This is a genomic window from Micromonospora sp. WMMD708, assembly GCF_049315245.1.
In the GTDB taxonomy this organism is placed as follows: Bacteria; Actinomycetota; Actinomycetes; order Mycobacteriales; family Micromonosporaceae; genus Micromonospora; species Micromonospora wenchangensis.
This window is the reverse complement of the sequence record NZ_CP186060.1, coordinates 4774849-4794511: the sequence shown is the minus strand read 5'-3', so window position 1 is coordinate 4794511 and position 19663 is coordinate 4774849. Positions and strand designations below refer to the sequence as shown.

Genomic DNA, 19663 nt, shown 5'->3' with positions numbered 1-19663 from the left:
GTGGTGGCCTCCGCGTGACGGGAGGCCACCACGTCCGTGTGGGGTCGGGACCGGTCAGAGGGTCGCGGTGCAGACCGGGGTCGGGCTGGCGCCGCTGGTGCCCGAGGCGAGGAAACCGAAGGTGGTCTTCCCGCCGGCGGCCAACGCGCCGTTGTAGTTGACGTTGCGGGCGGTCACCGCAGACCCGCTGCTGGTCAGCGTGGCGTTCCACGCCTGGCTGACCTGCTGGCCCCCGGAGTACGTCCAGTTCACCGTCCAGCCCTTGATCGCCGAGGTGCCGGCGGTCACGTCCACCTCACCCTGGAACCCACCGTTCCAGGTGGAGGTCACCCGGTAGGTCGCGGTGCAGCCACCGGTCGCCGGCGGGGTGGTCGGCGGAGCCGTGGTCGGCGGCGGGGTGGTGGGCGGCGCGGTGGTGGGCGGTGGGGTGGTCGGCGGGGCCGTGGTGGGCGGCGGGGTGGTCGGGTTGGTGCCGCCACCGAAGTCCACGTCACTGCACAGGTAGTACGACTGGTCCAGGTGGCTGGCCTGCCACACGGTGTAGACGATGTGCCGGCCGGTACGACCCGGCGCGTTCACCGGGATCTGGATCGACACGCCGCCGGTGTCCCGGTCCCACTGGGAGGCCGGGGTGTTGCCGATCTGCCCGGCCAGTTCCAGGTTGCTCCAGCCCAGTGGCGTGGTCAGCGCGTTGAAACCCTGCTTGGTGACGTACACCCGGATGTAGTCGGCGCCGTGGCTGGCCTGGTCGAAGAACTTCAGCCGGAAGCTGTTCGCCACCGACGTGGTCTTCCACGCCCCCACGGTGTCCAGGGCGTTGTAGCGGCCGTTCTGGGTGCGTCCGCCGCTGCACAGCTGGCCGTTCGGGATGGCGCCCTGGTGGTTACCGGCGACCCCCTCGCGGAACAGGCCGTTCCAGTTCCACATGGCCTGCGGGTCGGCCTGCCAGGCCTGCCAGCACATCGGGTCCTCGGTGGCCATGCGCGGGTTCTGGAACTCGGCACCCCAGCGCTCCCAGCAGCTGTAGGCGCGGAACCCCGGGTTCACCACCGCGCCGTGCGCGGACGCCGAGTTGGCCAGGGCGGTGGTGAGCAGCAGCGCGATGACCGCGCCGATGGTGAGCAGCGACCCCGCGAGCGCGGTGGGTCGTCTGCGTAGGACGGTGGACATGGAGCCTCCGAGGTGAAGGGGTCTATCGATCGACGCCCGGACGGCCGGGAGTTGCCCCTCCCGTGCCTGCTGTGCGGCTCCCACTGCCCCCGCAGGCTTGCATAGGAAAGCGGTGTCCGTCAATATTTCGCGCCGTCTGCCCCGCTCCGGCGCATCGGCAGGTGGGGGATGCCGTCCTCGACGTACTCCGGGCCGGTCACCGTGAAGCCGTGCCCGGCGTAGAAACCGGCCAGGTGGGCCTGCGCCTCCAGCACGCACGGCCGGTCGCCGGCCAGCCGCAACGCCTCGGTCATCAGCCGGCCGGCGAGCCCACCGCCCCGGGCCGCCGGGGCCACCACCACCCGGCCGATCCGCACCACCCCGCCCGGGTCGGCGAGCAGCCGCAGGTAGGCCCGCACGACGCCGTCGTGGGCCAGCCAGAGGTGCCGGGTGCCGGGCTCGACGTCCCGCCCGTCCAGCTCCGGGTACGGGCAGTGCTGTTCCACCACGAACACGTCGATCCGCAACCGCAGCAGGTCGTGGAAGGTACGGGTGTCCAGTTCGGCGAACGGGGCGACGTGGACGTCGAGAGTCTGCGGTTCCATCCCGCGATGGTAGGCGGCCCGCCCTGCCGCCCTGCGGGGTCGCCGGTCGGTCGGCCGCGCTGCCCTGCGGGGCGGCAGGGCGGGTCCGCCGCCGCGCCGCCCGACATGCCGCGCCGGAGGCATCGGGGGAGGGTGGGTCAGGCCGGGCGGGCGCCGACCGCGTCGCGGATCTCGGCGCCCAGGGCCTCCACCGCGCGGGCGCAGTGCGCGCAGCAGAAGAACCGGCCGCCGACCTCCACCCCGTGCCCGATGATCTTCACCTGGCAGTGCTCGCAGATCGGCGCGAGCTTGTGCGCCGCGCACTCGAAGGAGTCGAAGGTGTGCACGTCACCGCTGACCGTGCGCACTTCGAACGCCATCCAGTAGTCGTTGCCGCAGACCTCGCAGGTAGCCATCTGTCGTACCCCCCGAATCGGACATCTTCCCCAAGCGTGCCTCGCGGGAACAGCTAAAGGAGGCAAATGCCCTGAATTCGGTCGGGTTGGACGGCGTGTCGGGGTCAGCTCTGCGTCGGCTCCAGCCGGATCGAGACCGAGTTCACGCAGTGCCGGGTGTCCTTCGGGGTGAAACCCTCGCCGTGGAAGACGTGCCCCAGGTGGCTGTCGCAGCGGGCGCAGCGGATCTCGGTGCGGACCATGCCGAGGCTGCGGTCCTGGATCTCCTTGACCCGGCCCGGGATGGCGTCGTCGAAGCTCGGCCAGCCGCAGTGCGAGTCGAACTTGGTGTCACTGGAGAACAACTCCAGCCCGCAGGCCCGGCAGTGGTAGACGCCGGGGGTCTTCGTGTCGACGTACTCGCCGGTGAAGGGGCGTTCGGTGCCGGCCTCGCGCAGCACCCGGAACTCCTCCGGGGTCAGCCGGACCCGCCACTCGTCCTCGGTGCGGGGCAGTTCGCTCTCGTCAAGACTCACCCGCCAACCGTACGTCGGATGTCGGGGGCATCGCATATGGTCGCGCCATGGCGGGCAGCGGGAAGACGACGGCGACCGAGGTCGAGGTGGCCGGGCGCAGCGTCCGGCTGAGCAGCCCGGATCGGGTGATCTTCCCGGAGCGCGGCTTCACCAAGGCCGACGTCTTCCACTACTACGTCGCGGTGGGCGAGGGCATCATGCGTGCTCTGGTCGACCGGCCGACCACCCTGCAACGCTTCCCCGACGGCATCGCGGGGGAGGCGTTCTTCTCCAAGCGGGTGCCCACCCGGGGGGTGCCGCCGTGGGTGCGGACGGTCGGCATCACCTTCCCCAGCGGCCGGGGGGCCGACGAGCTGCGCCCGACCGACCTCGCCCACGTCGCCTGGGCCGCGCAGATGGGCACGGTGGTGTTCCATCCCTGGCCGGTCCGGGCCGCCGCCGTCGACCACCCCGACGAACTGCGGGTGGATCTCGATCCGCAGCCCGGCACCGACTTCGCCGACGCGGCGACGGCCGCCGCCGAGCTGCGGGGCATCCTCACCGAGTTGGGCGTCACCGGCTGGCCGAAGACCTCCGGCGGCCGGGGGCTGCACGTCTACCTGCGCATCGCCCCGCGTTGGACGTTCACCGAGGTGCGCCGGGCCACCATCGCGCTGGCCCGGGAGCTGGAACGGCGTCGTCCCGACCTGGTCACCACCGCCTGGTGGAAGGAGGAACGCGGGCAGCGGGTCTTCGTCGACTACAACCAGATGGCCCGGGACCGCACCATCGCCTGCGCGTACTCGCTGCGGGCCACCGCGCGGGCCACCGTCTCCACCCCGGTCACCTGGGACGAGCTGCCCGACGTCGATCCCGACGATTTCGACCTGCGGACGGTTCCGGTCCGGTTGGCCGAGCGGGGCGACCCGCACGCGGGCATCGACGACGACCCCGCCGACATCACGCCCCTGCTCGACTGGGCCGAGCGGGACGCCGGGCAGGGCCTGGGCGACCTGCCCTATCCACCCGACCATCCGAAGATGCCCGGCGAACCGAAACGGGTGCAGCCGAGCCGGGCGAAGCACCCGGTCGACGACGCCACCGCCTGACAGTCGACCACGCCACCGGCGGAATTCGGAATACCGACGGCGGCGGGGGTACGGGGTGCCCGCCGGTAATCCGAAATCAGTTGCGCGGCATGCCACTCCCACGCGTGAAAATGGCATTCCTCCGTACTCTTTCCGGTACTGATGATTGCGCTCGACTGGTCGACACGCCTACGGTCGAATATGAAAGGTAGGATGCGCGGACGTCGGCTGCACTCCTGTGAACAGGGCTTATGCCCTCGATGCTGAGTGTCCGGTCGGCTGCCGGTCGGCGGCGAGGGCCGGTTCTCCGGTCAGCGGCTCCGATTCATCCGACCGGACGCGGGCACCGGACAGGGGAATCACCATGGCGGCCACGACGAGAAGAACGCAGCGGATCGGCGGGGTGCCGGGCCGGCATTCCGTGATCCTCGAATATCTCAAGCTCCTACCGGCCGTGCTCACCGGGGTGGCCGCGGTCCTCGTCGCTCTCACCGGACTGCTGACCCTGCTCGTCAGATAGTTTCCGGCAGGCGGTCGGCCGGGCGATCCGCATGCGGTTCCGGGGTCGCGTCCCCGGGCCGGCACCCGTCGACCGGTGCGGGGGTGTTCGCGGGCCGGGTGGATGGTCGGGCCGTCCAGGCGAGGAAACGGTCGAACAGTTCCGCCGGGGACGGGGCCGGGTGCGGATCGAGCCGCACCAGGTCGGCGGTGGCCTCGAACAACTGGCTGGACATGTAGATCGACAGCGCCACCCGGTCCCGTCGGTACTCCCTGGTCAGGAGCAGGCGGGCGGGTTGGCACGGCCAGGGTGCGGCGCACGTCCGGCAGCGCCACAGCGGACGCATCGGCGGATGCCCACCCACGGGCCGCCGCTGCCGATCATGAACAGGCGAAACGTTCGACAGGGTCACGCCATCATCGTGACCCTGTCCGTTGCCTGCGTCAATAGTCTCCGTAGTTGTCGACGTCGAGAACGGTGCATGCTGTCATTGTCAACTCGTGGACCTCGTCGGCGTGTCGGAGATCAGGACGATGCTCGGGAACGTCTCCCGGCAGCGCGCGTCCGTGATCGCCAACCAGCGGAACTTCCCGGAACCCGTGGCGGTGCTGGCGATGGGCAAGGTGTGGCGCAAGGCCGACGTCGAGGCGTGGATCCGCGAGCACCGGCCGGAGTTGACGACGGGCTGATCCCGGTCGGCCGACTGGGATGATCATCTCAATGTCGCTGATGTTGCGGTATGCAGCCGCCGTGACCGCGCAACATCGGCCCACCTGAGTTGATCATCGGGGCGGTGGTCGGTGTGGCCGCGCAACATCGGCCCAACCGGGTGGATCTCGGGGTCAGCGGCCGGCGGCGATCGCCTCGACCGCCTCCTTGGCGGTGCGCAGGTCCACGCCGGTCGCCTCCCGGTACGCCTTGATCGCCCTGATCTTGTCGCCCCGGGCCAGGTGCTCCCGCACCCCGGGCAGGGCCGGGCCCCGGTCCACGACGCCCAGGTGCTCCATGATCAGCCGCTGGCGCCGCTCGATCTCCACCAGCCGGAACGACACGTCGTCGCGGCGACTGCGCAGCGGGAACTGCATCACCAGCGCCAGCACGAGGGCGAGCGTCGACAACATCAGCGCGGTTTCCATGCCGCCGATCACACCAGATCCACGACTGCGGGCCAACCCGCTGGCCAGGGTAACGATCAAGTAACGGCTGCGAACCTTTCCCGCCGGGTCACCCCTCTTGCTCTCCGTCGGCCCGACCCCGGGCCACGGGGAGGCAACGGATGAAGCTGGTGTGGAGGCGGGCCCGCGAGGCGCGGGGACTGCTGCTCGCGGCGGTCGCCGCTGCGGTGGTCGCGATCGCACTGGTCACCGGGCTGGCCGACTACAACCGGCGGGCCGTCGACGCCGGGCAGCGCGCCCTGATCACCGCCGCGCCCGTCGAGGAACGCAGCCTGCTGGTCAGCGGCTCCGGTGGCCGCGACCGCACCGAGTACGCCACCCGCGACCGGGCCGTCCGGGACGGCTTCGCCACCGCCCTCAAGGGCACCCCGATCCGGGTCTCCGCCGCCCGCTACGGCACCGGACGGGAACTCACCGGCATCCTCGCCCCGGGCATCCGGACCGGAAAGGAACCGGTCTTCGCCACCCTGGCCACCCTGGACGACCTGGCCGCGCACGCCGACCTCGTCGACGGCGACTGGCCGACCGCCGGGGCCGGCCCGCTCCAGGCCACCCTGCCCGAGAAGGTCGCCGGTGCGCTGGGCCTGCGGACCGGCGACCGGGTGCCGATGCGCGACCGCAGTGCCGACCGGCGTACCGAGGTGGTGCTCTCCGGCACCTGGCGGCCCCGCGACCCGGCCGACCCGTACTGGCGGCTCGCCCCCGGACTGGGCACCGACGCGGACGGCGACGCCACGCACGGGCCGTTCGTGCTCGACCCGGCCGACTTCGCGGCCACCTTCCCCGGCTCGGTCTCCGCCGCCTGGGTGATCGCGCCCGACCTGACCGCCGTCGGGGCGGACCGGCTGCCGGCGCTGCGCCGGGCCGTCGCCACCGCCGCGACCGGGGTGCCCGAGGAGGCCGGACTCGGCTCGTCGGCCCAGGCGGTGACCACCCTCGACCGGCTCATCGACCGGATCAGCCGGGCCGATCTGGCCGGCCGCTCGGCCCTGGCCACCCCGCTGCTGCTGATCGTCGTCCTCGGCGGGTACGCGCTCGTGCTGATCGCCGCCCTGCTGCACGAGGACCGGCGCGCCCAGACCGCCCTGCTGCGGGCCCGGGGCGCGGCCCGCCGGCAACTCGCCGGCCTGGCCGCCCGGGAGGCGACCCTGGTGGTCGTCCCCGCCGCCCTGCTCGGGCCCCTGCTCGCCGGTGGGGCGCTGCGCCGGGTCGCCGCCGACGGTCCGGTCGACCTCGGCGGTGCCGTCGGCGGTGGCCGGTGGGTCTGGGCGGCGGCCCTGGCCACCGCCGCCGGCTGCCTCGTCGCGATGGTCGCCCCCACCCTGCGCGGCGCGGGCACCTACGTGGCCGACCTGGCCGCCCGGTCCCGCCCCGACCGGGTCACCACCGTCAGCCGGGCCGGACTCGACCTGGCCCTGGTCGCCTTCGCCGTCCTCGCCTGGGTGCAACTGCGCCGTTACTCCTCACCGCTGGCCGGCGCCGGCAACGACCTCGGCGTCGACCCGCTGCTGGTGGCCGCGCCGACGCTGGGGGTGCTGGCCGGGGCGGTGGTGGCGTTGCGGCTGATCCCGCCGGCCACCCGGTTCGCCGAACGGTTCGTCGACAGGCGACCGTGGACCGCGACCATCTTCGGCATGTGGCAGGCCGGGCGGCGGCCACACGCCGGGCCGGTGCTGCTGCTCGCCCTCGCCGTCGGCGGCAGCACGCTGGCCTGGTCGCTCGTCGCCACCGGGGAACGGTCCCAGGTCGACCAGGCCGACCACCGTGTCGGCGCAGACCTGCGGCTGGTCGAACGCACCGGCGTCGCCCCCCTCGACCGGGCCGCCGCGCTCGCCGCCCTGCCCGGCGTCGACCGGGCGCTGCCGGCCTGGCGCGACGACGTCCGGGTCGGCCGGGACGACCGGCAGGCCACCGTCCTCGGCCTGGACACCGCCCAGGCCGCCGAGGTCGCCAAGCTCAGCGACCGGCTCGCCGACCGGCCCGCGCGGGAACTGTTCGCACGGCTGACCGCCGCCCGGGGGCCGGCCCTCGGGCTGCCGCTGCCGGCCGACGCCCGCAGCCTCACCGGCACCGTGCGTACCCCCGTCGACCAGGCCGTCACCCCGCACCGGATCGCCGTGTCGATGCTGCTCACCCGGGCCGACGGGCTCGCCTACCGGCTGCCCGTGGCGAGCACCGGCAGCGACGGGCGGACCGTCGGGTTCCGGGTCGACCTGCCTGCCGTCGCGGGACTGCGGCTGGCCGGATTCGAGGCCGACGGCGGGGACGTCGCCGGCACCGCGTACGCGCTCCAGGTGCGTGACCTGCGCACCGTCGGCCCGGATGCCCGGTCCACCACGCTCACCCCCACCGGCCGGTGGCGGGTGGCCGCCGCCGAGTCCACCGGGAACAGCACCGCCACCGCCGACGACGCCGGACTGACCGCCACCCACCCCGTCGGGTTCCTCGACGGCGGCCGGTACGCCTACCAGCCCGCGTCCCGCTTCGCGGTGGTTCCGGACGGCCCGGATACCGCCGTACCGGCCGTGATGACCCCGGCCGTGCGGGCCGCGCTCAACGTCCGGCCCGGGGAGACCGTGCAGCTGACCCTGTCCGGGGTCTCCCTGCCGGTACGCCTGGTCGGGGAGGTGACCGCGCTGCCCGCCACCGCCGGCGACGGGGTGCTGCTCGACCTGCCCGCCGCCACCGACTGGCTGATCCGCAACTCGGGCACCGTCCGGCCGGTACCCGAGTGGTGGCTGCGGACCGACGCCGGCGCCCACGCCGAGGCGACCCGGGCCGCCGCCGCGCTGCCCGGGACGACCCTGCTGGACCGCCGGCAGGCCGCCGCCGTGGCCGCCGACGACCCGTACTGGCAGGGGGCCCGGACCGGGTTGCTGGCCGCCGCCCTCGGCTCGGTGCTGCTCGCCCTGGTCGGCCTGGTGGTCGACGTGTGGGCCACCGCCCGGCACCGGCTCGGCGAGTTCTCGGTGCTGCACACCCTCGGCGCGTCCCCCCGGCTGCTGGCCCGCGCGCTGCTCGCCGAACAGACCTTCCTGGCCGGGATCGGCGTCGGGGTCGGCCTGCTGCTCGGCGCGGTCGTCGGGGCCACCATGGCACCCCTGGTGATCCTCACCCCGGCCGCCGGGCGACCCGTGCCCGCACCGACGTTCGCCCTGGCCTGGGCCCCGATCGGGTGGACCGTGGCGGGGCTGCTGCTGGCCGCGCTGGCCGGCAGCGCGGCGATGGCCGCCGGGCTGCGGCAGCGGGTCGCCGCCGCCCGGCTGCGCACCGGGGGAGACCGGTGAGGACCCCGACGACCGGACCGCTGCACCACGGGGAGGACCAGCGATGAACATCGGCGTCGTGATCCGTCGGGTACGCGCCCACAGCGGGCAGTTCCTGCTGCTGGCCGCGCTGACCCTGGTGATCGCACTGCTGGTCGCCGGGGTGCCGAGGGTGGCCAACCGGCTGGCCGACCAGGGGCTGCGGGAACACCTCGCCGCCGAGCCCGGCGCCCGCCGCGACCTGACCTGGACCACCCGTCCCGTCGTCGGCGCGCCACCGGCCAGCAGCCGGGCCGCCGACCTCGACACGTTCCAGCAGCGGATGCCCGCCGACGTGCGCGCCGCCGTGGCGCACCGCTGGTACGCCGCGCAGACCCCCGGCGACCTGGTTACCGGCCCCGACCTGGCCCGGGGCAACTACCTGGTGGAGCTGGGCCTGCGTGCCACCCCCGGCATCGAGACGACCGGCACCCTGGTGCAGGGACGCTGGCCGGTCGTCCCGCCCGACGACGACGCCCCGGTGCAGGTCGCCCTCGCCGCCGACGTCGCCGGCCGGTTCGGGCTGCGCGTCGGCAGCCGGCTCCGGCTCGCCGCCCCCGACCCGCAACACCCGTCCACCCCGCTGACCGTGGTCGGCCTGTTCCGCCCCGTCGACCCCGCCGACGGAAGCTGGGACGCCCTGCCGTCGGTGCTCCAGGTCGGCGAGCCGGAGGGCGACGGTCAACCGTTCATCCTGGTCGGGACGGTCGCCGTCGCCGCCCTGGACCGGCTGGCCGGGCAGGGACGGCCGGTCTCCTTCACCTGGCGCTACCGGCTCGGCGCGGACGGCATCGACGTGCGACGCATCGACCAGCTCGTCGACGGGGTGCAACGGCTGGCGCGGGCCAGCACCGCCACCGACGCCGAGTTGACCCAGGGCGTCGACGTGCCGCTGCGCGAGTTCAGCCGGGCGGTCACCTCCGCGCGTACCGTGCTCGCCGTCATCGCCGCCGGGGTGCTGGCGACGCTGGCCGGGCTGGTCGTGCTGGCCGCCGCGCTGGCCGTACGCCGCCGCCGCGCCGAGTTCGTGCTGATCCGCGCCCGGGGCGGCGGGGCCACCACCGGACTGCGGCGCAGCCTCGCCGAGTCGCTGCTGGTCGTCCCGCCCGCCGCCGGGCTCGGCTGGCTGCTCGGTGGCCTGCTGCCCGGCGCGCCCGGCGGCACCGGGCCGCTCGCCGTCGGCGCGACAGTCCTGGTCACCCTGGCGCTGCCGGTGGCGACGCTGGCCGTACCGTCCGGGGTGGTCGGGCGGCGGGACCTGGGCCGGCTGCGGCCGTCCGCCCGGCGGGCCACCACCGAGGCCGCGCTGGTGCTGCTGGCCGGGCTGGCGGTGCTGCTGCTGCGGCGGCGCGGCCTCACCCCCGGCACGGTGGATCCGCTGCTGGTGTCGGTGCCGGCGCTGGTCGCGGTCGCGGCGTCGGTGCTGGCGCTGCGGCTGTACCCGTGGCCGGTGCGGCTGGCCGGGCGGCTCGCCGCGCGTACCCGGGGAAGTGTCGCCTTCCTGGGCACGGCCCGCGCCGGCCGGGCGGCGGCGGCCACCCCGCTGGTCGTGGTGGTGCTCGCGGTCGCCACCGCCGCGTTCTGCGCGGTGGTCGCCACCGGCATCGAGGACACCCGCGACGACGTCGCCACCCGGGCGGTGCCGGCGGACGCGCTGATCCGGGGCGACCGGCTCGCCCCCGACACCGGGCCGGCGCTGCAACGGTTGCCCGGGGTACGGGCCGCCACCGGGCTGGTCGACGAGTCGGCGCAACGCCTGGCCACCGACGCCCTCGGCACCGACGCCCGGTTGCGCGACACCAGCGTGCTGCTGGTCGACGGCCCCGGCCTGGCCCGCACGGCGTCCGCCGCCGGCCGGGACGTTCCGGTGCCCGGCCCGCTGCGCGACGCCCGGCCGGGCGACGGCCCGCTGCCGGCGGTGGTCTCCCCGGCCGTCGCCGCCGACCTCGCCGATGCCGGCCTGCGGTCCGCCTTCATCACGGTGCAGGGCCAGCGGTACGAGTTCACCCCCGCCGGCACCGTCGCCGACTTCCCGCTGGTCCGGCCGAACACCAGCCGGTACGTGGTGCTGCCCTGGCAGGCGCTGCCCCGGCGGGACAGCCCGCCGGTGCCCACCGGGTTCCTGGTGGCCGGCGACCGGCTCGACGCCGGGGCGCTGCGCCAGGCCGGGGACGAGGGTCAGCGGCGCTACCAGACCGGCGGCGCGGTCACCGGCCGGGAGCGGCCCCGGGGCGTCGCGGTGGAGACCTGGTCACAGACCCGGCTGCGGCTGGGCGGCGGCGGCGCGAACGGGCTGCTGGCGTTCGGGTTCACCGCCGGTGCGGTGACCGGTGGGGTGCTGGCGCTGCTCGCGGTCGCCTTCACCGTGCTGGCCGGGGCCCGCGCCCGGGGCGAGGTGCTGTCCCGGCTGCGCACCCTCGGGCTGTCCCGCCGGCAGTGGCGGGGGCTGCTGCTGGTGGAACTGGCCCCGCTGGTCGGGGTGTCGGTGCTGACCGGCGCGCTGGTCGGGGTGCTGCTGCCGCTGCTGCTCACCCCGCTGCTCGGTCTCGCCGCGTTCACCAGCGGCACGCCGGTGCGGGTGGGTATCGCCCCCGGTCCGGTCGCCGCCACGGTCGGGCTCGGCACGGTCGCGCTGGGCTTCGCCCTGGCGGTGGAGGCCCTGAACAACCGCCGGATGCGCCTCGGTGAGGTGCTCCGGCTCGGAGAGGAGAGCTGAGATGACCACGACCGTCCCGGACCCCGTCGTCCCGGACCTGGCCGACCTGCAACGCCGGGCGGCGCAGCGGGCGGCCGAACGGGCCGGCGGGCAGGACCGGCTGCGCGGGCACATCGTCTGCGACGGGCTGGTCCGGATCTTCAAGACCGAGGGGGTCGAGGTGGTCGCCCTCCAGGGTCTCGACCTGGTGATCGACCGGGGTGAGCTGGTGGCGGTCGTCGGGGCCTCCGGCTCGGGCAAGTCGACCCTGCTCAACATTCTCTCCGGGCTGGACACGCCGACCGCCGGCATCGCCCGGGTCGCCGAATACGACCTGCTGTCGATGTCGGCCCGCCGCCGGTTGGCCTACCGGCGACGCACCGTCGGGTTCGTCTGGCAGCAGACCGGCCGGAACCTGCTGCCGTACCTGACCGCGCGGGAGAACGTGGAACTGCCGATGCGGCTGGCCCGGCGCGGCGGTGGCGCACGGGCCCGCCGCCGGCGCGCCGACGAACTACTGGAACTGGTCGGGGTGGGGTACTGCGCGGACCGGCGACCCGGCCAGCTCAGCGGCGGCGAACAGCAGCGCTGCGCGGTGGCGGTGGCGGTCGCCAACGACCCGGAGGTGCTCTTCGCCGACGAGCCGACCGGTGAGCTGGACGAGGCGACCGGCGCGGAGGTCTTCGCGGCGCTGCGCACCATCAACGCCGAACTGGGGGTGACCGTGGTGGTGGTCACCCACGACCACGCCGTCGCCGACCAGGTCCGCCGCACCGTCGCGATCCGCGACGGCCGGACCGCCTCCGAGGTACGCCGCACCGCCCGCGTCGGCGTCGACGGCAGCACCGAACTGGTCAGCGAGGAGTACGCGGTGCTGGACCGCACCGGCCGGATGCAGCTCCCGGCGCCGTTCGTGGAGGCCCTGGCCCTGCGCGACCGGGTCCGCCTCGACCTCGCCCCGGACCACGTGCAGGTCCGCCCCGGCGACCGGACGCCGCAGCAGAACGGGAGTGACGCATGAGCGAGCAGGTCTCCGTCCGGGCCGCCGACCCGGTCACCGACGAGGTGGTCCGGGTCGAGCAGGTGAGCCGGACGTTCGGCCGGGGGCGGCACGCCGTGCACGCCGTCCGGGAGGTCTCGTTCACCGCCGCCCGGGGCGAACTGGTGGCGGTGCGGGGGCGTTCCGGTGCCGGCAAGACCACCCTGCTCAACCTCATCGGCGGGTTGGACCGACCGGACGCCGGCCGGGTGCGGGTGGCCGGACACGACGTCACCGCCGCCGGTGAGGCCGAGCTGCTGCGGCTGCGCCGGGGCACCGTCGGTTTCGTGTTCCAGACCTTCGGGCTGGTGCCGATCCTGTCGGCGGCGGAGAACGTCGGGGTGCCGCTGCGACTGGCCCGGGTCCCGGCGGCACAGCGCGAACAGCGGGTGGCGGTGCTGCTGGAACTGGTGGGTCTGGGCGCGCACGCCCGACAGCGCCCGTACGAGCTGTCCGGCGGGCAGCAGCAGCGGGTCGCGGTGGCCCGCGCCCTGGCCAACGAACCCGACCTGCTGATCGCCGACGAGCCGACCGGCCAGCTCGACTCCGAGACCGGCCGGGCGATCATGGACCTGCTCCGCGCGGTGGTGCACGCCCGGGGGATGACCGCGCTGGTCGCCACCCACGACCCGGCGCTGATCGAGGTGGCCGACCGGACGCTGACCCTGCGCGACGGCCGCCTGGCCGACGACTGAGCCGGCCGGCTGACCCGCCCCCGGGCTGTCAGAGAGTGAGTTTCATGCCCTCGTGGCTGGCGACGAAGCCGAGGCGTCGGTAGAACCGGTGTGCGTCGGTGCGGGACTTGTCGGTGGTGAGCTGCACCAGTCCGCAGCCCCGCTCGCGGGCCCGGTCGATCGCCCAGGTCATCATCGCCTCGCCCACCCCCTGCCCGCGCAGGTCGGCGCGGACCCGGACCGCCTCGACCAGCGCCCGTTGCGCGCCGTGCCGGCCCAGCCCCGGGATGTAGGTGAGCTGGAAGCAGCCGACCACCTCCCCGTCGCGTTCGGCCACCACCTGCTGGTTGCGCGGGTCGGCGGTGATGTCGGCGAAGGCCCGCTCGTACGCCTCGTCCACCGTGTGGTGCTCGCGCGTGCTGCCGAGCACGTCGTCGGCGAGCAGGGTCAGGATGGCGGGCAGGTCGGCCCGGACCGCCTCGCGCAGGGTCACCTCGGTCACGCCGGGCAGCCTGCCACAGCGACCCTGGTCGATCGACGGGCGGAGGTGGCGGACGGGGTGCAGCATGATGCGACATGGAGCCGTTGCTGCTGCCGTTCCGGTGGGTCTACCGGGGCCTGGTGTACTTCGCCAACTCGCCCCGGACGCTGATCACCTCGTACCTGCTGATGATCGTGGTGGCCGGGGTGATCTACGGCGAGGTGGAGCACCGCAGCGCCGCCGACGCCGTCTGGTGGGCGGTGGTCACCGCCTCCACCGTCGGGTACGGCGACATCTCGCCGACCACCTGGCCGGGGCGGGCCCTCGCCGCGTTGCTGATCTCCACCATGGTGCTGCTGGTCATCCCTCTGATCACCGCGCACTTCGCCAGTCGGCTCATCGTCGACGACGACGCGTTCGAGCACGTCGAGCAGGAGGAGTTGAAGAACGACGTGCGGCGGATGCGGGCCCTGCTGGAGGAGTTGGCCGCCCGACAGGGCATCACGTTGCCGGAGTTGCCACCGCCGCCGGCCCCACCGGACCACGCGACCCTCGTCCGGCAACGGCTGCGCGGACGCCGCAACCGCCGCTGAGCCGCAGCCCGCCTGACCCGCCGGGGGCCTGCCGTCGCCGGTCAGCGGGCGGGGCAGCGCAGCCCCTCCCGGGGCACGGTGAGCGAGATCAGGTAGGCGTCCACCGCCTCGGTGATGCAGGAGGTCTGCGGGTAGGCGGTGTGCCCCTCGCCCTCCCAGGTGAGCACCCGCCCGACCCCCAGCATGTCGGCCAGCCGGGCGGTCTGCTCGTACGGGGTGGCCGGGTCACCGGTGGTGCCCACCACCACGATCGGCGGGGCACCGTCGGCCCGGCCGGTCGGGTACGGGTCCCGCCCGCCCGGCCACTCGACACAACCGAACATGCCCACCGCCAGGGCCGGCCCGAACAGCGGATACTTCTGCCGCCACTCGGACTGCAACCGGCGGATCTGGTCGACGCTGGGCTTCTCGGTCTCGTCGGCGCAGTTCACCGCCAGGTTGGCGTCGAAGAGGTTGGAGTAGTGCCCGTCCTCGCCCCGCCCGGCGTACGAGTCGGCGAGCTTGAACACGTCGGTCGGGTCGCCCTCGTCGAGGCGGTCGATCGCGCGGGCCAGTTCCTCCCAGCCCGACTCGGTGTAGAGCGAGGAGATCACCGCGTAGAAGACCCATCCGGAGGTGGCCTCCCGCCCGTCGGCACCGCGTACCGGGGAGACCTTCGCCTTGTCGATCGCCGCGGTGACCGCGCCCCGGGCGTCCGGGGCGATCGGGCAGCGGCCGGCGTTCGCCGCGCACCACCTGTCGAAGTTGTCGAACGCCCGCTCGAAACCCCGGGCCTGGCTCTCCGAACCGGCCACCAGTTGCTGCCGGGGGTCGACCGCGCCGTCGAGCACCAGCGCCCGGACCCGCTGCGGGTAGAGCTGGGCGTAGGTCGCCCCGAGCAGGGTGCCGTAGGAGTAGCCGAGGTAGGTGAGCTTGTCGTCGCCGACGGCGGCCCGGACCGCGTCCATGTCCCGGGCGGCCTGCTCGGTGCCGTAGAGCGGGAGCTGGTCGCCGTACCGGTCGCCGCAGCCCCGGCCGATCCGCCGGTTGAGCGCCTGGTAGGCGTCGAAGGACTGCTGGCTGCGGGGGTCGGGGTCGTAGCCGAAGCTGGCGTCGAGGTCGGCGTCGGAGATGCACTTGACCGGGCTGGACCGGGACACCCCGCGCGGGTCGAAGCCGACGATGTCGAACCGGTCGGTCACCGCCGTGGGCAGCCCCCCGAACGACGGCCCGAACGACAGGTAGACGGCGGTGTCCACGCCGGACCCGCCCGGCCCGCCCGGGTTGATCACCAGGGAGCCGATCCGGTCCCGTTGTTTCGAGGAGCGGGCCCGCAGCAGCGCGATCTCGAAGGTCTCGCCGCTGCCCGGCCCGGCGGTCGCCCCGGTGCCGGTGCCCCAGTTACGCGGCACGGCGATCCGGGCGCACTCGTAGCGCATGCCCGGGGCGCCCCGGCCGACCAGCTCCTGCGCGACCTCGGGGCAGGCCCGCCAGGTGGGCCCGGTGCCGGCTTCCGCCGCCGACGGGTCCTCGGTGCGCGGGGCGAACGCCGGCATGGTGCACCCGGTGACGAGCAGCGCGCCCGCGACGAATCCGGCCAGGGCGAGCCGGAACCGGCGGTTGCGGCGGGCGGTGCTGGTCACCGGCGGACCTCCATGATCGGGTAGCAGTCAGGCTACGCCGGGGCGTCGGCGGCCGGCGGCACGGTCGCCGCCGGATCACCCCGGAGCACCTGGTCGACGTCGAAGCGCACCGGACGGTCGAGCTGGTCGTAGCGGCAGGACCGGGGATCGCGGTCGGGCCGCCAGCGGACGAACCGGGCGGTGTGCCGGAACCGGTCGCCCTCCATCGCGTCGTAGCCGACCTCCATCACCAGTTCGGGCCGCAGCGGCACCCAGTCGAGGTTCTTGCCGCCCGTCCACCGGCTGACCCCGCCCGGGATGCGCTGGCCGCGCTCGTGGTCGCCGTGCACCCACGGGTGGGCGTCGACATCCTCCCGGTAGGGGGCGAGCTCGTCGAGCAGCTCCTGCCGGCGGGCCATGGTGAACGAGGCGCTCACCCCGACGTGGTGCAGCACCCCGGCGTCGTCGTAGAGGCCGAGCAGTAGCGAGCCGACCACCGGTCCCGACTTGTGCCAGCGGAACCCGGCCACCACCACGTCGGCCGTCCGGGCGTGCTTGACCTTGGCCATCAGCCGCTTGCCCGGCTGGTAGGGCAGGTCGGCCGGCTTGACGATCAACCCGTCCAGGCCGGCGCCCTCGAACACCTCGAACCAGCGCCGGGCGACCTCCGGGTCGGTGGTGACCTGGGTGACGTGCACCGGTGGCCGGACCCCGGCCAGCGCCCGCACCAGGCGTTCCCGCCGGGCCGGGTAGGGGTCGTCGACCAGCAGTTCGTCGTCGAGGGCGAGCAGGTCGAAGGCGACGAAGTCGGCCGGGGTCGTCTCGGCGAGCAGGGCCACCCGGGAGGCGGCCGGATGGATCCGCTGGGCGAGCTGCTCGAAGTCGAGCCGGGGCTGACCGCCCGGACCGTCGCGCCGGATCACGATCAGCTCGCCGTCGACCGCGCACCGGGTGGGCAACTGCGCCCGGACCTGCGCCACCACCTCGGGAAAGTAGCGGGTCATCGACTTGCCGCCCCGGCTGGCCAGCTCGACCTCGTCGCCGTCGCGGAAGACGATGCAGCGGAAGCCGTCCCACTTGGGCTCGTAGGTCAGGCCGGGATCGGTGGGCAGGCGCGCCACGCTCTTGGCCAACATCGGCTCGACCGGGGGGTTGATCGGCAGGTCCACGGCGACAGTCAACCAGACACCACCGACAGTGGTGAGGCGGATCACCGTCGGTGCCGGTCCGGCGTGTCCCCGCCCGTACCGTCCGTCCCCGCGGATACGGATCGCGTCCACCCGGCCCGGAGCTAGCCTCGCCGGGTGGAGTGGCGGTGTGGTTGCTGTGGGCGCTGGCGGGTCACCGTCGAGCTGGTCCGGGGCCGGCACCGCTACCGGCTGGTGCACCGCTACCCGGACCGGTTCGGCGGCGGCAAGAACGTGCTCGGCGAGGCGGGCACCGTCGCCGAGCTGACCGACCTGCTCCACCGGCACACCCCGCTCGACCTGGCCGACCTGCGCGAGGCCGGCTGAGCCCCACGCCCGGCCGGGGCCGCGCCCAACCCCGCATCCGGCCGGAGCTACCGCGCACCGTCGGGAGGGCGACCGGAGGGTGGCCCGGTCACGACCGTTGCGGCACGCTCGTCGGGGAAGCGGGCGGCAGACGGGTGCCGGCGGTGCAACCACGGAGGCGGCATGCGGTTCGAGACGGCGACCGAGATCGACGCGGACATCGACACGGTGTGGGCGGTGCAGACCGACATCGAACGGTGGCCGGAATGGACCGCCTCGGTCCGGACCGCCCGCCGGGGCGAGGCCGGGCCGCTGGTCCTCGGGTCCACCGCCCGGCTGGAGCAGCCCCGACTCCGTCCGACGTCCTGGCGGGTCACCGAGATCGACCCGCCGCGCTGCTTCGTCTGGGAATCGACCACCCCGGGGGTACGCAGCCGGGGCGAACACCGGATCGTCGCGCTGCCCGACGGCCGGGTCCGGGTGGAACTGGCCCTGGAACTCACCGGTCCGCTCGCCGGGCCGGTCGGTTGGCTGGGCGGCCGGCTGGTGCGCCGCTACCTGCGGTTGGAGGCCGAGGGGCTCCGGCGGCGCTGCGAAGCCGGCTGACCCCGGCCGAGCGCCACCGCCGGTCGGGTACCCACCACCCGTCGCGCCGCCGGTCGGGTTCCGCCCCGGTCGGGTCGCCGGGCGGCGGAACCGGCCCTAGGCTGGGGGCGACCCTGGGGGAGGCGCGGTGTCCGAGTTGACGTACCCCGAGGTGGGGGCGACCCGGGGCGGGTCGCTGCCGACGGGCTACCACCACCTGCGGCACCGGTGCGCGCTGCCGCCCGGCAGCTTCCCGGTCGCCGCCGAGGCCGTGTCGAGCTGGCGGCTGCACCGGGCGGCCGGGGTGCGGATGCGCACCGACGCGGCGCGGGCCGCGCCCGGCGTCCGGGTCACCCCGGGGCTCGGGGTGGGTCCGCCGCCGGGCCCGCCGGTCGCGCCGTCCAGCACGGGTACGCCCGCTGGCTGGCCCACACCCTGCGCCGCCTCGTCCGCTGACCGGCCCCACCCGGCACGGCCGCTCCGGTCGCCGGACTCGTGGCCAACGCGACGGGGCCGAAACAGCGGTATCCGCCCGCTCCGATGCCGCTACCTCGGCGACATAGCCTCACCGCCCCACACCGGGCGGGTCAGAAGCGGGCGAAGGAGCGGATCGGCATCCGGGGGCCGAACCGGGGTGCCTGGATGCCGGCGGCGGCCAGCAGCAGGCAGACCCTCCCCCGGTGGCCGCGGAACGGGGCGAGCAGGTCGAGCATCCGGGCATCGTCGCCGCGTGCCTCACCGGCCAGCGCCCAGGCCACCGTGTTCGGCACGTGGTAGTCGCCGACGCTGACCGCGTCCGGATCGCCGTAGGCGACCCGGACCACCTCGGCCGCGGTCCACGGGCCGATGCCGGGGATGGCGGTGAGCCGCCGGGTCGCCTCGGCGCTGTCGACGCAGCGTTCCAGCCGGTCGGCCAGGGCGGCGGCCCGGCGCAGCGTCTCGGCCCGGCGCTGCTCCACGCCGAACGGGTGGAACACCCAGTACGGGGCCGCCGCCACCCTCGCCGCGTCGGGCGGCAGCAGCAGTGGCTGGAACGGCCCCGGCGCGGGCTCGGCGAAGTGCCGCACGGTCGCCGCGTACGCCCGGTACGCCTCCGTGCCGGTGACCTTCTGTTCGAACACGGCGCGCAGCACCCGGGGGAAGACCTGCCCGGTGGCGGGCATCCGCAGCCCCCGGTGCCGGGCGGCCAACTCGGCCACCAGCGGGTGGGCGGCGGCCAGTTCGGCGAACCCGGTCAGGTCGTCGCGTAGGCCGGCGATGGCGTCGGCGTGGTCGACCACCCAGTCGGCGCCCGGTCCGTGGCCCTCGGCCAGCAGGTCGCCCGCCTCGGGGCGCAGGGTCAGGGTGGCCGGGCCGGCGGGGGTGCGGGTGGCCCACCAGAGGGTGCCGGCGACGATCCGCGCGCACGGGTCGTACGGGCTGAAGGTCAGGGCCCGGACCGACGCGGTGAGCCGGTAGTCGGCCGGCGGTCGCAGCACCCGGCGTGCCGCCGGCTCGTCCCAGGTCACCCCGTCACTGTGCCACGGTCACCGAGGGTGGACGGCCCCGCCCCGTACCGCCGGGGAGGGTGACCGGTGCGGAAACGGACGACACCGCCGACGCCCTGCGCGTCGGCGGTGTCTCCATCCCGGAGCGGACCGGCCGCCCGAGCGGCCGTGGGTGCGGGGTTGGGGGGACCTTCGGTGGCGCGCGCCCGCTGGCGTGTGGCGCGTCCACCGCCCTGGCCCGTTCCGGGGGTCTGGTGGGGAGGGGCCGGCGGGTGGGTCACCGCGACGCCGGCCCGACCAGGGGC

The 19663-nt window shown here is 74.8% G+C and carries 20 protein-coding genes and 1 pseudogene; 11 read left to right on the top strand and 10 right to left on the bottom strand.

Annotated elements, in window-relative coordinates; translation table 11 throughout:
- Window positions 1-54: 54 nt before the first annotated feature.
- The 4 genes from ACN260_RS21065 to msrB all read right to left on the bottom strand — a co-directional run bounded on the left by ACN260_RS21065 (window position 55) and on the right by msrB (window position 2664).
- Window positions 55-1170 (bottom strand): lytic polysaccharide monooxygenase auxiliary activity family 9 protein, encoded by a 1116-nt coding sequence (locus tag ACN260_RS21065; protein WP_422752705.1) that lies wholly within the window; start codon window positions 1168-1170, stop codon window positions 55-57.
- 119 nt (window positions 1171-1289) lie between these two features.
- The gene (locus tag ACN260_RS21060; RefSeq protein ID WP_422752704.1) at window positions 1290-1754 is read right to left on the bottom strand and encodes a GNAT family N-acetyltransferase; all 465 of its coding nucleotides are present in this window, start codon (window positions 1752-1754) and stop codon (window positions 1290-1292) included.
- Between the two features lie 137 nt (window positions 1755-1891).
- Window positions 1892-2149, bottom strand: a complete 258-nt coding sequence (locus tag ACN260_RS21055) for a Prokaryotic metallothionein (protein ID WP_088645482.1) — start codon at window positions 2147-2149, stop codon at window positions 1892-1894.
- A gap of 104 nt (window positions 2150-2253) precedes the next feature.
- The gene (gene msrB, locus ACN260_RS21050) at window positions 2254-2664 is read right to left on the bottom strand and encodes a peptide-methionine (R)-S-oxide reductase MsrB (RefSeq protein WP_422752703.1); all 411 of its coding nucleotides are present in this window, start codon (window positions 2662-2664) and stop codon (window positions 2254-2256) included.
- 47 nt (window positions 2665-2711) lie between these two features.
- On the opposite strand from msrB, the gene ligD reads away from it, so the two are divergent.
- Window positions 2712-3752 carry a non-homologous end-joining DNA ligase gene (gene ligD, locus ACN260_RS21045; RefSeq protein WP_422752702.1) on the top strand — a complete coding sequence of 347 codons (1041 nt, stop codon included), beginning with the start codon at window positions 2712-2714 and terminating at the stop codon, window positions 3750-3752.
- A 343-nt stretch (window positions 3753-4095) separates the two neighbouring features.
- Entirely contained in the window at window positions 4096-4251 is a 156-nt protein-coding gene (locus ACN260_RS21040; protein WP_402890851.1) for a hypothetical protein, read from the top strand.
- Here the strand turns inward: ACN260_RS21040 and ACN260_RS21035 are convergent.
- Entirely contained in the window at window positions 4244-4576 is a 333-nt protein-coding gene (locus ACN260_RS21035) for a hypothetical protein (RefSeq protein ID WP_422752701.1), read from the bottom strand. The two genes, ACN260_RS21040 and ACN260_RS21035, sit on opposite strands and share 8 nt — an antisense overlap.
- A 154-nt stretch (window positions 4577-4730) precedes the next feature.
- Here ACN260_RS21035 and ACN260_RS21030 point away from each other — a divergent pair, with 154 nt between their 5' ends.
- Window positions 4731-4919 (top strand): hypothetical protein, encoded by a 189-nt coding sequence (locus tag ACN260_RS21030; protein ID WP_422752700.1) that lies wholly within the window; start codon window positions 4731-4733, stop codon window positions 4917-4919.
- Between the two features lie 153 nt (window positions 4920-5072).
- On the opposite strand, the gene ACN260_RS21025 is transcribed toward ACN260_RS21030, so the two are convergent.
- Complete coding sequence (locus ACN260_RS21025; RefSeq protein WP_422752699.1) at window positions 5073-5366, bottom strand: hypothetical protein; 294 nt, start codon at window positions 5364-5366, stop codon at window positions 5073-5075.
- A gap of 140 nt (window positions 5367-5506) precedes the next feature.
- Here ACN260_RS21025 and ACN260_RS21020 point away from each other — a divergent pair, with 140 nt between their 5' ends.
- Genes ACN260_RS21020 through ACN260_RS21005 form a run of 4 tightly spaced genes read left to right on the top strand, consistent with a single transcriptional unit; the run spans window position 5507 to window position 13139 of the window.
- On the top strand, window positions 5507-8692 hold the full coding sequence (locus tag ACN260_RS21020) for an FtsX-like permease family protein (RefSeq protein WP_422752698.1): 3186 nt from the start codon (window positions 5507-5509) through the stop codon (window positions 8690-8692).
- Window positions 8693-8735: 43 nt separating this feature from the next.
- Window positions 8736-11426 carry an FtsX-like permease family protein gene (locus ACN260_RS21015; RefSeq protein WP_422752697.1) on the top strand — a complete coding sequence of 897 codons (2691 nt, stop codon included), beginning with the start codon at window positions 8736-8738 and terminating at the stop codon, window positions 11424-11426.
- A 1-nt stretch (window position 11427) separates the two neighbouring features.
- Entirely contained in the window at window positions 11428-12426 is a 999-nt protein-coding gene (locus ACN260_RS21010) for an ABC transporter ATP-binding protein (RefSeq protein WP_422752696.1), read from the top strand.
- Complete coding sequence (locus ACN260_RS21005) at window positions 12423-13139, top strand: ABC transporter ATP-binding protein (RefSeq protein ID WP_422752695.1); 717 nt, start codon at window positions 12423-12425, stop codon at window positions 13137-13139. The genes ACN260_RS21010 and ACN260_RS21005 overlap by 4 nt, the downstream gene beginning before the upstream one ends.
- A 28-nt stretch (window positions 13140-13167) precedes the next feature.
- Here ACN260_RS21005 and ACN260_RS21000 read toward each other — a convergent pair whose 3' ends face one another.
- Window positions 13168-13620, bottom strand: a complete 453-nt coding sequence (locus ACN260_RS21000) for a GNAT family N-acetyltransferase (RefSeq protein WP_422752694.1) — start codon at window positions 13618-13620, stop codon at window positions 13168-13170.
- Between the two features lie 74 nt (window positions 13621-13694).
- On the opposite strand from ACN260_RS21000, the gene ACN260_RS20995 reads away from it, so the two are divergent.
- Complete coding sequence (locus ACN260_RS20995) at window positions 13695-14192, top strand: potassium channel family protein (protein ID WP_422752693.1); 498 nt, start codon at window positions 13695-13697, stop codon at window positions 14190-14192.
- Between the two features lie 41 nt (window positions 14193-14233).
- On the opposite strand, the gene ACN260_RS20990 is transcribed toward ACN260_RS20995, so the two are convergent.
- On the bottom strand, window positions 14234-15814 hold the full coding sequence (locus ACN260_RS20990) for an alpha/beta hydrolase (protein WP_422752692.1): 1581 nt from the start codon (window positions 15812-15814) through the stop codon (window positions 14234-14236).
- Window positions 15815-15846: 32 nt separating this feature from the next.
- On the bottom strand, window positions 15847-16962 hold the full coding sequence (locus ACN260_RS20985) for an ATP-dependent DNA ligase (RefSeq protein WP_422756779.1): 1116 nt from the start codon (window positions 16960-16962) through the stop codon (window positions 15847-15849).
- Between the two features lie 135 nt (window positions 16963-17097).
- Between ACN260_RS20985 and ACN260_RS20980 the strand changes: the two genes are divergently transcribed.
- From ACN260_RS20980 to ACN260_RS20970, 3 genes and pseudogenes are all read left to right on the top strand, one after another.
- Window positions 17098-17307 (top strand): hypothetical protein, encoded by a 210-nt coding sequence (locus ACN260_RS20980; RefSeq protein WP_422752691.1) that lies wholly within the window; start codon window positions 17098-17100, stop codon window positions 17305-17307.
- 162 nt (window positions 17308-17469) lie between these two features.
- Window positions 17470-17892 (top strand): SRPBCC family protein, encoded by a 423-nt coding sequence (locus ACN260_RS20975; RefSeq protein ID WP_422752690.1) that lies wholly within the window; start codon window positions 17470-17472, stop codon window positions 17890-17892.
- A 127-nt stretch (window positions 17893-18019) separates the two neighbouring features.
- Window positions 18020-18187 (top strand): annotated as a pseudogene (locus ACN260_RS20970) (DUF1990 family protein); the annotation flags it as partial.
- A gap of 271 nt (window positions 18188-18458) precedes the next feature.
- On the opposite strand, the gene ACN260_RS20965 reads toward ACN260_RS20970, so the two are convergent.
- Window positions 18459-19379: a DNA-3-methyladenine glycosylase family protein gene (locus tag ACN260_RS20965; RefSeq protein ID WP_422752689.1), complete on the bottom strand. Its 921-nt coding sequence runs from the start codon at window positions 19377-19379 to the stop codon at window positions 18459-18461.
- Between the last annotated feature and the right edge of the window lie 284 nt (window positions 19380-19663).